Source organism: Streptomyces sp. NPDC059957, assembly GCF_042730015.1.
Taxonomy (GTDB): domain Bacteria; phylum Actinomycetota; class Actinomycetes; order Streptomycetales; family Streptomycetaceae; genus Streptomyces.
The window spans coordinates 99,638-112,341 of sequence record NZ_JBHWMB010000020.1 but is presented as its reverse complement, the minus strand read 5'-3'; the positions used below and the strand labels follow the sequence as shown (position 1 = coordinate 112,341).

The 12,704-nt window shown below is 72.4% G+C and carries 12 protein-coding genes and 1 pseudogene; 9 read left to right on the top strand and 4 right to left on the bottom strand.

Going from position 1 to position 12,704, the window contains the following annotated elements; genetic code table 11:
- Positions 1 to 106: 106 nt before the first annotated feature.
- The 3 genes from ACFWBW_RS16165 to ACFWBW_RS16155 all read left to right on the top strand — a co-directional run bounded on the left by ACFWBW_RS16165 (position 107) and on the right by ACFWBW_RS16155 (position 4,244).
- A complete protein-coding gene (locus ACFWBW_RS16165) occupies positions 107 to 814 on the top strand; it encodes a hypothetical protein (protein WP_385372843.1) in 708 nt (235 codons plus the stop codon).
- Between the two features lie 57 nt (positions 815 to 871).
- Entirely contained in the window at positions 872 to 1,936 is a 1,065-nt protein-coding gene (locus ACFWBW_RS16160) for a hypothetical protein (RefSeq protein WP_385372841.1), read from the top strand.
- Between the two features lie 100 nt (positions 1,937 to 2,036).
- Positions 2,037 to 4,244 carry a serine/threonine protein kinase gene (locus ACFWBW_RS16155; protein ID WP_385372840.1) on the top strand — a complete coding sequence of 736 codons (2,208 nt, stop codon included), beginning with the start codon at positions 2,037 to 2,039 and terminating at the stop codon, positions 4,242 to 4,244.
- An 89-nt stretch (positions 4,245 to 4,333) separates the two neighbouring features.
- Here the strand turns inward: ACFWBW_RS16155 and ACFWBW_RS16150 are convergent, their stop codons facing one another.
- From ACFWBW_RS16150 to ACFWBW_RS16140, 3 genes are read right to left on the bottom strand one after another with little or no spacing between them, the layout of a single operon-like run.
- Complete coding sequence (locus ACFWBW_RS16150) at positions 4,334 to 5,713, bottom strand: bifunctional RNase H/acid phosphatase (RefSeq protein ID WP_385372838.1); 1,380 nt, start codon at positions 5,711 to 5,713, stop codon at positions 4,334 to 4,336.
- Positions 5,713 to 6,456: a zinc ribbon domain-containing protein gene (locus ACFWBW_RS16145; protein ID WP_385372881.1), complete on the bottom strand. Its 744-nt coding sequence runs from the start codon at positions 6,454 to 6,456 to the stop codon at positions 5,713 to 5,715. The genes ACFWBW_RS16150 and ACFWBW_RS16145 overlap by 1 nt, the downstream gene beginning before the upstream one ends.
- Positions 6,453 to 7,322 carry a Nif3-like dinuclear metal center hexameric protein gene (locus tag ACFWBW_RS16140; RefSeq protein WP_385372836.1) on the bottom strand — a complete coding sequence of 290 codons (870 nt, stop codon included), beginning with the start codon at positions 7,320 to 7,322 and terminating at the stop codon, positions 6,453 to 6,455. The genes ACFWBW_RS16145 and ACFWBW_RS16140 overlap by 4 nt, the downstream gene beginning before the upstream one ends.
- Positions 7,323 to 7,423: 101 nt before the next feature.
- On the opposite strand from ACFWBW_RS16140, the gene ACFWBW_RS16135 reads away from it, so the two are divergent.
- The 6 genes and pseudogenes from ACFWBW_RS16135 (at position 7,424) to ACFWBW_RS16110 (ending at position 11,668) form a co-directional block, all read left to right on the top strand.
- Positions 7,424 to 7,558 carry a hypothetical protein gene (locus ACFWBW_RS16135; RefSeq protein WP_385372834.1) on the top strand — a complete coding sequence of 45 codons (135 nt, stop codon included), beginning with the start codon at positions 7,424 to 7,426 and terminating at the stop codon, positions 7,556 to 7,558.
- Positions 7,498 to 7,899: pseudogene (locus tag ACFWBW_RS16130) on the top strand (protein kinase); the annotation flags it as partial. The gene ACFWBW_RS16135 and the pseudogene ACFWBW_RS16130, both read left to right, overlap by 61 nt.
- Before the next feature lie 67 nt (positions 7,900 to 7,966).
- On the top strand, positions 7,967 to 8,797 hold the full coding sequence (locus ACFWBW_RS16125) for a serine/threonine-protein kinase (RefSeq protein ID WP_385372832.1): 831 nt from the start codon (positions 7,967 to 7,969) through the stop codon (positions 8,795 to 8,797).
- Between the two features lie 289 nt (positions 8,798 to 9,086).
- A complete protein-coding gene (locus ACFWBW_RS16120) occupies positions 9,087 to 9,695 on the top strand; it encodes a hypothetical protein (protein WP_385372830.1) in 609 nt (202 codons plus the stop codon).
- A gap of 175 nt (positions 9,696 to 9,870) precedes the next feature.
- Positions 9,871 to 11,001: a hypothetical protein gene (locus tag ACFWBW_RS16115; protein WP_385372828.1), complete on the top strand. Its 1,131-nt coding sequence runs from the start codon at positions 9,871 to 9,873 to the stop codon at positions 10,999 to 11,001.
- A gap of 37 nt (positions 11,002 to 11,038) precedes the next feature.
- Positions 11,039 to 11,668 carry an HAD family hydrolase gene (locus ACFWBW_RS16110; RefSeq protein ID WP_385372826.1) on the top strand — a complete coding sequence of 210 codons (630 nt, stop codon included), beginning with the start codon at positions 11,039 to 11,041 and terminating at the stop codon, positions 11,666 to 11,668.
- Positions 11,669 to 11,738: 70 nt separating this feature from the next.
- On the opposite strand, the gene ACFWBW_RS16105 is transcribed toward ACFWBW_RS16110, so the two are convergent.
- A complete protein-coding gene (locus ACFWBW_RS16105) occupies positions 11,739 to 12,683 on the bottom strand; it encodes a 3-oxoacyl-ACP reductase (protein WP_385372824.1) in 945 nt (314 codons plus the stop codon).
- Between the last annotated feature and the right edge of the window lie 21 nt (positions 12,684 to 12,704).

Genomic DNA, 12,704 nt, shown 5'->3' with positions numbered 1-12,704 from the left:
TCACAACAAAAACAAATCCCCCCCCCCCCCCCCCTCAAAAAACCCCACCCCCCCCCCCCCCCCTGCGGTTCGGGTGCCCCCGCCCCCCTCTCGTTCAGGAGTCCCGATGACTGATCGCATGCCGCCGATGCCCGAGCATTCCCCCGCCGTGCCAGTGCCGTCCCCGAACCGCTGGAAGACCGCCGCAATCTGCATGACCGTCGCGTTCCTCGCCTCGACCGGCGCCCTCGCCTACACCCTTACCGCCGGCCCGGCCGCGCCAGAAGCCGCCCCGGCTCCCAACACCCCGACCACCGTGGACAGCTTCAGCCCGTTCAGGACACCCGTACCGGCACGGACGGAAACACCGAGTCCCGAGCCGAGCGCGCCGGCCGAGTTCACCATCGGCCAGGAAGCCCGCCACATGGGAACGGTCGTCACCGTGAAGGCTCTCGGCGAGAGCGACAGCATCAAGACGACCGAGGGCACCCAGAAGGCGGGCGACGGGGCGAAGTTCGTCACTGTCCAGACGAAGGTGTTCAACGACACCAAGGAAGGCATAGACCTCACCTGCGGGGCCCCGGTCCTCGACAACCTCCTGGACGAGCAACAGCGCAAGTACGACACCATCCAGGACCTTTACAAGATCCCGGGCAACCCCGGCTGCAACGACCAGCTCCAGCCCGGCTTCGACGATGACATGACATTCATCTACCGGGTACCCGCTACCGCGAAGATCACCGGCTGGGAGTTCCGACAGCTCGACCTGGGAGGACGCCCGCAACTCCCCACCCTCGTCAAGCTGACCAGCAGCGGAAACGCCGCTTCCTCCTGAGCAGCCCCGCCCTGCCACCACCCCTACTCGCCATACCTCACAGCAAGGAGCCACCTGATGACGCTTCCCCCCGAGCCGCAGCATCCGCCCGGCCCGGTCTACGGCTACCCCCACCCGTCGTCGCCGGACGCGCCGCCGCTCCCGGCCCAGCCCCCGACTCCGCCCGCCAAGACGCCCCGACCGTGGAAGCGGTACGCGCTCATGGGCGGCGGCGCCCTCGCCTTCAGCGCGGTGGGTGCTACGGCGGCACTCGTCCTGGCGCCGGACGGCAAGCAGGCAACCTCGGCCGCGCCGAAGCCCAGCGCCTCGGCGGAGGAGGGCTGGAAGAACTGCAAGTCTCCCGCCGAGGAGGCCAATACCGACTACCGCTACCGGACGCTGGAGATGGGCGTGGAAGTCCAGTCGGTGACCTGTAGGGGCAACCAGATCCAGGTCGAGCTGAGCACCCAGAATTGGACGGCGACGGTGCAGACGATGACGGCGTCGGTCACCGCGACCTCGTCGTCCGGCTGCAGCGGCACCACGGCGGGGCCGTTCTTCGACACCAAGGGCGGCTACGACAGGGATGTGAAGCCGGAAAGCAACGCGGCGGCCGGGTTCGCCACGATGACGGTGGAGTCGAGCTGCGCCGGCGCCCCCGCCGGGTACGACATCACGGTGACGGGATCGACCAGCAGCCCTGCGAAGGTCACGCCCAGTCCGACTCCCACGCCGACTCCGAGCCCGGAGCCGGTTGCCGTGGAGTGCACGAACTACGAGAAGCTGAGCGACCGGGAGTTCAAGCTCCTCGCGAAGGACCCCGCCGCGCACTTCGACAAGTGCTACCGGGTGTACGGGTATGTCACCCAGGCGGACAGTGCTACCGGCAGCTATTCGTTCCGGGCGAACTCGTGCGGTGAGAAGCACCAGCCGAAGTACGGGTACGTCTCCGACTGTGACACGAACTCGATGTTCGTCGACTTCCTCGGCGAGAGCGGCATCAAGGACATCGTGGACGGCGACGTGTTCGAGGCCGAGGTCCGGGTCTCCACGCCGTACACGTACACGACGACGATGGGCGGCCAGATGACCGCGCCGATGTTCCTGCTGGAGAGCGTGAAGCAGTACGCCTCCACGAAATAGTACGGCCCCGGCTTCTCAACAGAACAGCCCGGCCGCGCCGTCCGTCCACGGCGCAGCCGGCGGAACCCCAGATCACCACCGCGAAAGTGACGGAAGTGCTGTGGCCGTTATCGGCTCCGACGGGCAGTCCCTGCCAGCCCTCATAGGCCCCTACCGGCCGCTGCACCGTATCGGCGCAGGCGGCATGGGCATCGTGTACTTCGCCCACGGACGCGACGGGCAGCCGACCGCTGTGAAGGTCATCCGCGAGGACTTCGCCCACGATGCGGGCCACCGCAAGCGGTTCGCCCGCGAGATCGCCACGCTCATGAAGATCAAGGGCCCCTACGTCCTGTCCCTCACGGACGCGGACGCGGATGCCGAGTACCCGTGGCTGGCCACCCCCTACATACCCGGCCACACCCTCGACCGGCACATACGCGCTTATGGGCCCCTGTCGGGCGCGAATCTGCTCACGTTCGCCGCAGCCACCGCGCACGCCCTCGCCTGTATTCACCACGCGGGCATAGCCCACCGGGACCTCAAGCCTGCCAACGTGATCCTGGCCTCTGACGGGCCCCGCGTCCTGGACTTCGGCATCGCCCACCACCTCGACGCCACGGCGACCCGCGTTCGCACCGGCAGCCCCGGCTGGATGGCCCCCGAACAGTTCATCACCGGGCACACGGTGACGGCCTCGGACATCTTCACCTGGGGCCTGCTGATCGCCTATGCCGCATCCGGCAGGCACGTCTTCGGCACGCCGACGGGGATCGACCACCGGATCATCAACGCCGAACCTGACCTGAGCGGCATCCCGGACGGACTGCTGGAGCACGTGAGCGCCGCCCTCGCGAAGGACCCCGGCACGCGGCCCGACGCCGCCGGCCTCGCCGACCTCCTCGCGGACGCGCACAGCCCCCAGGGAACGCTCGTGTTCCCCACCCTCGTCTACACCCGTATAGGGGAGATGGTGCCGCCGGTCCGCGAGCTGGACACCTCGCAGTGGGCGGTACCCGTCCCGGACACCGATCTCACCCGCCGGCATCAGCTTGAAGCGTCCGTCCAAGAGCTTGAGCGAACGGTTCCCCCGCCGCATGAAGGGCCGCACCCGTGCGTGCCTCCCGGATACAGGCCGTACGCGACGCCAAGAGACCCGATCCTGCCCGTTCTGCCGCCGGACTACCACCAGCGCCGGATGGAGCGGAACGAGCAGGAATACCTGCGGGAGATCCACCGTCACCATCAGAAGCGGCAGCAGAAGCAGGAGAAGCAGCAGCATCGGCCCGCGTCTTCGGTAGCGCGGCCGGTTACCCCGTCCGGTGTCCGCATGCCGCCGACGCCCGCCCGCGCCCGGCGGACGGGGCCTGTCACGCACGGGGGTTACAGGGAGAAGCCTTCCACGGCGCCTTGGGGGAAGGTGCTTCTTTTCTGCACCCTTGCTCTGCTTCTCAGCAATTTTCTTCCGCAGAGCGACAGTGAGTCCTCTGCGGGTACGGACGCGGTGGTGACGCAGAGCCTGGCCCCCGAGACGACGCCCAGCGCGACGCCCGAACCGGCATGGACTCCAGAACCGATGAACCCGCAGCCCAACGATTACAAGATGGACGGGGTCTCCTGTGAGGCCACGGGCGAACACTCCGCCAACCCTTACCGCCTCGTGTGCCGCCCCGACTTCGAGAACCTGGCCGATGTCACCCGCGTCTACCGTGTGACCGCGACATGCGAAGGCGTCATGCGTGGAGACGAGGCCCCCAACCACAAGCCCTGTGGGACCTACAGGTGGGACATGACTCTCGGACCGCACGCAAAGAACCGGGGGGAGGGATTGGGACAGCTGGTCGACGCCAAACCTGACACCGTCCGGTGGGAGGACATCAAGGTCACCGTCATGAAGCTGCCGTCGGACAGCTCTGGTTCCGCCGTGTCACAGTCGAACTCCACGCCCACGCCGACGCCTACGCCGACGGTGCAGGTGGTGGAACCGCCACTGGAGACCAGGCCCGCACCACGGCCGACCGCCGGCGCCGAGCCCCTGTACAAGGTCTGGATTGAATGCGACCCGGGACCCTCGGGAGACGAGGCCGAATCCATGACCTGCGCGCCGAACGTCCTGAACCACGACACGGTCACCCACACCTACCGGATCACCAGCACATGCACGGCCCGCTACCGGTCGGAGCCGGTCTCCTGCGGCACTCACAAGTGGGAGTTGACGGCCAAGCCGAACGACGTGAACGACGGGGAGGCCGCTGGGACGCGTAAGACTCTTCGCGGCTGGTGGAGCAGCGCGGAGTGGTCGAAGGAGCAGGTGACGGTGGTGCGCTGACCACCACACGACGAGGCCGGCCGGGATTGCGGCGAGGCCCCCCGCCCGGTCGGGGCGGGGGGCCTCGTCGTGCGGCCGGGCGCGGTGGGTCAGCGCAGGTGGGACGTGTCGTTCAGGAGGCGGACCGAGGCGTTGCCGTCGGCGTAGTAGGCGACCGCCGACAGGGAGGCCGCCGAGAGCTCCATGCGGAACAGGGCCTCCGGCGGGGCGCCCAGCGCGAGGCGGACCAGGATCTTGACCGGCGTCACGTGCGAGACCAGCAGGACCGTGCGGCCCGCGTGCTCGGCGAGCAGCCGGTCCCGGGTCGCCGAGATGCGGCGGGTGGCCGAGGCGAAGCTTTCGCCGCCGCCCGTGGGGGCGGCCTTCGGGGAGTCCAGCCACGCCTGGAGGTCCTCGGGGTGGCGCTCGCGCGCCTCCGCGAAGGTCAGCCCCTCCCACGCGCCGAAGTCGACCTCGCGCAGGCCCTCTTCGACGGTGACGGTGAGCCCGAGCCGGTCGGCGACGGCCTGCGCGGTCTCCCGGCAGCGCCGCAGCGGGGAGCTGATCACCGTCTCGATGGTGCCGCGCGCGGCCAGCGACTCCGCGACGGCGGCGGCCTGGCGGCGGCCCGCCGCGGAGAGCTCCGGGTCGCTGCCGCCGCTGCCCGAGAACCGCTTCTGCGGGGTCAGCGCGGTCTCGCCGTGGCGCAGCAGCACGAAAGTGGCGGGGGGGCCCATGTCGGGTCCCCAGCCCTGTCCCGCCGCGGGGGCGGGAGCGGCGCCGGTCGCCGTGCCGGTGGCCCCACCGGCCGTGTCCGGCGCGGAAGCCGGGGCCGCCGGGTCCACGAGGTCGGCCGGGTCACCGAAGAGGGTGTCGGCCCCGGCCGGTGCGGAGCCGGCCGTCCCGCCCGCAGCAGCGCCCGCACGGGTCCGCGTACCACCGCCGGAGGCCAGCGCGGCGCGGACGGCCGCGGCACCCGCCGCGGCGTCGCCCACGGGGCCCGTTGGCGGCGGGGTCGCCAGGGTGCGGGCCGCCGAGGCGTCCAGGGCTGCGGAGGAGTTCGAAGGCTCCCACTGCTTGCCGCGCTTGCCCGCGTCCATCGCCTCGTTCGCGAGCCGGTCCGCGTGCTTGTTCTTCTCGCGCGGGATCCACTCGTACGTCACCTGGGCACGCGGCATGACCTTCGCCGCCTCCGCCGCGAGCGGCTTCATGTCCGGGTGCTTGATCTTCCAGCGGCCCGACATCTGCTCGACGACGAGCTTGGAGTCCATGCGGACGAGGACCACCGCGTCCGGGTCCAGCTCGCGGGCGGCCTTCAGCCCGGCGATGAGGCCCTTGTACTCGGCCACGTTGTTCGTCGCGACGCCGATGTACTCCGCGCGCTCGGCCAGCGTCTCGCCCGTCACCGGGTCGAGGACGACGGAGCCGTAACCGGCGGGCCCCGGGTTGCCCCGGGAGCCGCCGTCGGCTTCCACAACGAACTGCGGCATCAGATGCCCGAGTCGGCCATGCGGACCAGGATGCGACCGCAGCTCTCGTGCCGGACGATCTGGTCGCGGGCGGCGGCCTTGATCTCGTTGACCTCGGCGAGGTCGAGCTCCAGGCGGCAGCCCTCGCAGCGGCGCTGCGACAGGCGGGCGGCGCCGACGCCGCCCTGCTTCACGCGGATCTTCTCGTACAGGGCGATCAGCGGGGCCGGCATCGTGGTGACGATGACCTCGCGGTCCTTGGCGATGCCCGCGAGCTCGGCGTCGATCTCGCCGGTGGCGGCGTCGCGGCGCGCGGTGGCGTCGACGAGCTTGGCCTCCAGGGAGGCGACCCGGTCGGTGAGCTCGGTGACGCGCTCCTGCGCACCCTCCAGACGCTCCATGACCTCCAGGACCACGTCCTCCAGGTCACCCTGGCGCTTGGCGAGGGAGACGACCTCGCTCTGCAGGTTGGCCAGGTCGCGGGCGGAGATGCCGACGCCGGTGTCCAGGCGGGACTGGTCGCGGGCGGCGCGCTGGCGCACCTGGTCCACGTCCTGCTCGGCCTTGGTCTGCTCGCGGGCGGCGTCGGTGGCCTGCGTCTGGGCGGCGACGAGGAAGTCGCGCTGCTGGGCCAGGTCGCTGGTCAGCGAGTCGACCTCGGCGTGCTCGGGGAGCATCTTGCGCTTGTGGGTGAGCTGAGACAGCCGGACGTCCAGGGCCTGGACGTCGAGAAGTCGGATCTGGTCGGCGGGCTCGGCGTTCAGTTGGGGGCTCCAGGGAGAGAAGGGGAGGTCGAAGGGGATGTCACGGACGGCGCGTGCGCCGTCCACGGGTCGGTGGCCGTGCGCGAGACATAGGTCCGCAGACCCCAGCCGTTGCGCTCGGAGATGGCGTCGAGCTGGGCCGCGGCCTGCTCGCACCAGGGCCATTCGGTGGCCCAGTGGGCGGCGTCGACGAGGGCGAGCGGGCTCTGCTCGCGGGCCTCGGACACCGGGTGGTGGCGCAGGTCGGCGGTGACGTACGCGTCGACCCCGGCGGCCCGGACCTGCGCGAAGAGGCTGTCGCCGGAGCCGCCGCTGACCGCGACCCTGCGGATCATCGCGTCGGGGTCGCCGGCGACCCGGATGCCCTGCGCGGTCGGCTGGAGCCAGGCGGCGACGCGCGCCGTGAACTCGCGCAGCGTCTCGGGGCGGTCCAGCTCGCAGAGCCGGCCCAGGCCCCGGCGGCCGGCGGGGTCGCTCGGGTCGGGGACCAGCGGGCCGGTGACGCGCAGGTCGAGGGCGCCGGCGAGGGCGTCGGAGACGCCGGGGTCGGCGGTGTCGGCGTTGGTGTGGGCGACGTGCAGCGCGATGTCGTTCTTGATCAGCGTGTGTACGACGCGGCCCTTGAAGGTGCCGGCCTCGACGGTGGTGGTGCCCCGCAGGTAGAGGGGGTGGTGGGTGACGAGCAGGTCGGCACCCAGCTTCACCGCTTCGTCGACGATCTCCTGGACGGGGTCGACGGCGAACAGGACCCGGGAGACCTCGGCGTCGGGGTCGCCGCAGACGGTGCCGACGGCATCCCACTCCTCGGCCCGCGAGGGGGGCCACAGAGCGTCCAGCGCGGCGATGACTTCAGAGAGACGGGGCACAGGCCAAGGCTACCGTCCGTGGCGACCGGCCCCGGTCTTCCCGTCCCATCCGCGGGCCGATGCGGATCCTGTCTGCGGCGGCAGGGGAAACGGGGGGATCCATGCGTGCCGGAGAAGTGCTCGACGCCCGATATGAGCTGGTCCGGCGCCTGGACGTGGGCGGCATGGGCGAGGTCTGGGAGGGCATCGACCGGCGCATCCGCCGCGCATCCGCCGCAAGGTCGCGATCAAGCTGATCCGCGAGGAGGCCGATCCGGCGCTCGTCCCCGAGCTGGTGTCCCGGCTCGGCCGGGAGGCGACGGCGGCGGGACGGCTCGCGCACCCCCACATCGTCGCCGTGTACGACTACAACAGCGTGGCGCAGGACGACGTACCCCTCGTCTACATCGTGATGGAGCTCGTACGGGGCCGCTCGCTCGCGGAGGAGCTCGCGCAGCGGCTGCCGGCGCTCCCGCAGGCACTGGCCTGGGCCGAGCAGATCGCGCTGGCCCTGGAGTCGGCGCGCGGGCCGGAGGCGGGGGTGGTCCACCGGGACCTGAAGCCCGGCAACGTGATGGTCACCTACGGCGGGCTGGTCAAGCTCCTGGACTTCGGGATCGCCCGCTTCCTGGAGGACAACGACACCCACCACACGAAGCTCACCGGTGCCCGGATGGGTGGGCACCCCGGCCTACATGGCGCCCGAGCAGTGCGACGGCCGGCCGGTGGACGGGCGGACCGACCTGTACGCCCCGGGCTGCCTCCTCTACACGATGCTCACCGGGCGGCCGCCCTTCACGCTGGACCGGGGCCTGCTCCAGGTCATGTACCAGCAGGTGCACGAGGTACCGCCGCCGAGCACGTACCTGCCGGTGCCCCCGCCCGTGGACCGGCTGGTCATGGAGCTGTTCTCCAAGGATCCGGCGGACCGGCCGGCCGACGCCGCCCAGGTGGTGGACCGGCTGCGCACGCTGAGCCGTACGCTCGCCGCGGCCGCAGCGCCGGCAGCCGCGGGCGCCGGGGCGGCCGGGGCGGGGGCCGCCGGGGCGGGGGCGTACGTCCCGACCGAGCCGGACCTGCCGCCCGCGCCGGAGCCCGCGCCGGAACCCGAAGAGGACGAGGTGCTGGAGGGCGAGTACGCCGATCCCGACCCCGGCGAGGTCTTCAGCGCCCGGATCCGCGCCGCACTGGTGGAGCGCGGCCGGGTGGCGCGCGCGGAGGACGATCCCGGGATCGCGCGGCTGGCCCTGGGCGAGCTGCTCACCGACACCGTCCGGCTGTTCGGCGCCGAGGACCCGCTGACCGTGGAGTTCGGCTTCGACCTGGCCTGCGCCTGCGCCCGTGACGGACTGTTCGGGGAGGCCTCCGCGCTGCTCGGCGAGATCGTGCCCCGCATGGAGGCCCTGCACGGGCCCGAGGACCGCCGCACCCTCTACGCCCGCTGCCTGCTGCCGTGGTACCTGGCGGGTGCGGGCGCCCTGCGCGAGGCCGCCTAGTGCTGTGGCCGGGAAGGTTTGCCGGGTCGCGGCGTTCGGTGCGGTGCATCGCAAGGCGGAGGATCGCGGCTCGTACTGGACGTACTTGCGCGGTCCGACAACGCGGCGAGGTGCCGTGCCGGGCGTCGCGACCCGGTGAACCTTCCCGGTCACAGCACTAGCTCTACGCGGACGTCGTGCGCGATCTGCGCCGGGTGCTCGGGGAGAGCGACAGCCTCACCCTGCACACCCGGTACCAGTACGTCACGCAGCTGGCCAAGGCCGGCGACGACGTGGGCGCGGTCCAGCTGTGGCTCTCCCTGATCCCGCGGCTCGACTCCGAGCAGCGCACGGTGGGTCCCTCGGCGCGGACGCGCGGCGCGAGCTGTGCGACGCGGTCCTGCGGCTGCGGGACAACGCGGAGGCCGCCGCCCGGCTGCGGGTGCTCGTCGCCCATCTGGTCGGGCTGCTGGAGGACGGGCGGGAGGAGACGTACGCGGCCCGGATCGTGATGGCCGGCTGGGTCGCCGACGCGGGCACCGCGCAGGAGACGCTGCCCACCTGGCGGGTGCTGATCAGCGACTGCACCGCGGCGCTCGGGGAGGAGCATCCGCTGACGCTGCCGGCGCGGTTCCGGCCGGCCGAGCAGCCGCGGCGCAGCGAGCTGTTCGGGGCGGACGAGCCGGTCACCCTGCGCGGGCGCTGCGCGCAGGCGGCCGGGGTGGCCGCGCTGCACGGGGAGGCGGTCGCGCGGCCGATGTGGCGGGAGCTGCCGGCGGAGCTGACGCGGGCGATGGGCGCCCGGCACGACCTGACCCGCGGGGTCCGGGAGCGGCTGGGGCTCGCCCCCGAGTCGGAGGACGCGCGCGCGGCGGACCTCCCCGGGCTCGGACCGGCCTGGACGGCTCGGGCCACCTGACCGGGCGGGCTGCCTGACGACGGCCCTCACCCCAAACGCCCCGATATCGCACAGCACAATCGCCTCATCTTCCTCAGCCGAATCGCCGCCCCGCCACCCGTATGTGTGAAGCGGGGATTGTCGCGTTGTCCGGGGGGAAGCGCGATCACTACGTTCCTCGGCGGAGGTAACCGCGATGACTGTCTGTGCCATCGAGAAGACCAGCGCGACCCCGTTCACCATCGCCGCGGACGGGTCCTACGCCGCCCGGCTGGCCGGGGACGGTGAAGCCCGCTATCCGGAGCGCTGGACGCTGACCGGCCCCGAGCCGTACGCGGTGCCCCTGCCCCTGGCGCAGCCCGAGGAGGCCGACAGCGAGGTGCTGCCGCTGGCCGACGGGCGGGTGCTGATCCACCGGCGTGTCGCGGAGCGGCACGGCTTCGCGCTGCTGTACCCGACGGGCGGCGGCGAAGCGGGCGCCGGACCCCGGACCGGGGAGCTGCAGCTCGGCGCGATCCCGGCGGCGGACGGTGTACGGGTCACCCTGCTGCCCCCGTCCCCCGACGGGCACGGGGCCTTCGCCCTGGCCGTGGGGGCCACCGCGACCACGGTGTGGCAGGTGGCCGGGGTCCCCTTCGGGCCGGAGCGGGTCGCCCGGATCCCGGGGCGCTGCTCGGGCGGGGTCTGGCTGGACCGGACCGGCCGGCTGCTGGCGCTGGACCGCGAACTGGACGGCCCGGGCGGGCCGGTGACCAAGGCGGTGGCCGTGGACCTGCGGCGGGCCGGGGAGATCTCGCCGCTGCTCCAGATCGCGGAGGCCAGCAACGACCGGCTGCTGCTGGCCGACGCCGACAGCGGGCTGCTGCTGATCCGCTCGGACGCGCCGGGCGAACCGCGGCTCGGCTGGGGGGTCCTGGGCAGTGCCCGCCCGGTGCGCTTCCCGGAGTGCCTGCGGGCCGTCGGGGCGACGGCGACGCCCTTCGCGGTACAGCCGGGGCAGGTGCTGATGCCGGAGAGCTGCGGGGTCGCCCTGCGGGTGGACGAGGCCGGCGACGGCTACGGCGGCTCCGTGGCCGGGCTGGCCCTGTGGCGCCCCGCCGACCGGCACGTGTTCCGGCTCGGCGCCCCGGCCGGCTGGCTCGGCGGAACGGGCCGCTGGACCCCGGAGGGCCGCCTGCACCTCCCGTACGCCACCCCCGAAGTCCCGTGCGGACTCCTGGGCATGACCCTCCCGGTCGCCCCTCCCCCGCCCATCCGCCTGGACCCCATCCCCCTCCCGCCGGCCCCCGCCCGGCCGGTCCCCTTGCAGCAGGCTCCGCTGGGGTGAGCGCCTCCGGGTTCGGGGCGTCTGCTATCCAGGCCCGGTGACGAACTCCAAGCCCTACGACGCTGTCCTCTGCGACCTCGACAACGTGATCCGCTTCTACGACACGGCACGCGTGACCGCACTGGAGGCCTCGGCGGGCCTTTCGCGGGGCACGACCTCGGCCGTCGCGTTCTCTCCCGCGCTGGACGGGCCGCTGCTGCTCGGGCTCACCACCCCGGAGCAGTGGGTGGACGCGGTCGCGGCCGAGCTCGCGAAGGACGGCAGGCTGTCCCCGGCCCGCGCGGACGAACTGGCCCGGGCCTTCGCCGGATCGCCGTTCTCGGCCGACGGAACGGTGGTGGGGATGCTGCGCCGGGTCAGGGCGTCGGGCACGCCCCTGGTCCTGGTCACCAACGCGACCCTCGACCTGGAGGACGACCTGGAAGCGCTGGGGCTGACGGACCTCGCCGATCACGTGGTCAGCAGCGCCCGGGTGGGCGTGGCCAAGCCCGACCGGGAGATCTACGAGATCGCGGCCGGGCGGGCGGGTGCCGCCCTGGACCGGTGCCTGTTCATCGACGACCGGCTGGAGAACATCGAGGCGGCCGTCGCGCTGGGCATGACCGGCGTGCACTACCGGGAGCCGGCCGACCTCCACGAGCCGCTGGCCTTCGCCCTCGCGCGGTGAGGCCGTCCGGGCAGGCCGGTGGGGCGGAGGGCCCGAGGGTCCACCGCCCCACCGGAGCTGCCCGTAGGGGTCAGCCGTCGTGCTTGAGGCCGAGGACTTCCGCTGCCGCGAAGGTTTCGTTCGCCGGGCGGGAGTCGTAGTGCGGGGTGAGGACCTCGTCGAGCTCCTCGTAGGAGAAGGACTCCTTGGTGGTGTCGAACTTCGCCGCCACCTTGGGGCGTTCCATGACGACCACGATGCCGCCGTGGACCACGAACAGCTGCCCGTTGGCCTTCGCCGAGGCCGGGGAGGCCAGGTAGCCGACCAGCGGGGAGACGTGCTCGGGGGCGAGGGCGTCGAGCTTGCCCTCCTCCGGGACCTGGAAGCCCGCGAAGACGTCCTCGGTCATCCGGGTACGGGCGCGCGGGCAGATGGCGTTGGCCGTCACCCCGTACTTGGCGAGCGCCAGGGCGGTGGACGTGGTCAGGCCCACGATGCCGCCCTTGGCCGCCGCATAGTTGGGCTGGCCGGCCGAGCCGCCGAGGAAGGCCTCGGAGGAGGTGTTGATGATCCGGCCGTAGACCGGTCCGCCGGCCGCCTTGGAGCGTTCGCGCCAGTGCACGGAGGCGAAGTGGGTCGTGTTGAAGTGGCCCTTGAGGTGGACCCGGATGACCGAGTCCCACTCCGGCTCCGACATCGAGAAGACCATCCGGTCGCGCAGGATGCCCGCGTTGTTGACCAGGATGTCGAGCTTGCCGAAGCTGTTCACCGCCAGCTCGACCAGCTCGCGCGCCTGCTCGAAGTCGGCCACGTCGCCCAGGTGCGCCACCGCCTGTCCGCCCGCGGCCCGGATCTCCGCCGCGACCTCCTCCGCCGGAGCGGCCGAGGCCTCGCCGGAGCCGTCGCGGCCGGGCTGCCCGAAGTCGTTGACGACCACGCTCGCGCCGAGCCGGGCGAGTTCGATCGCCTCGGACCGGCCCAGGCCGCGGCCGGCCCCGGTGACGATGGCGACGAGTCCCTCAAGTGGCAGTGACATCCGTACGGTTCCTCTCGAAAC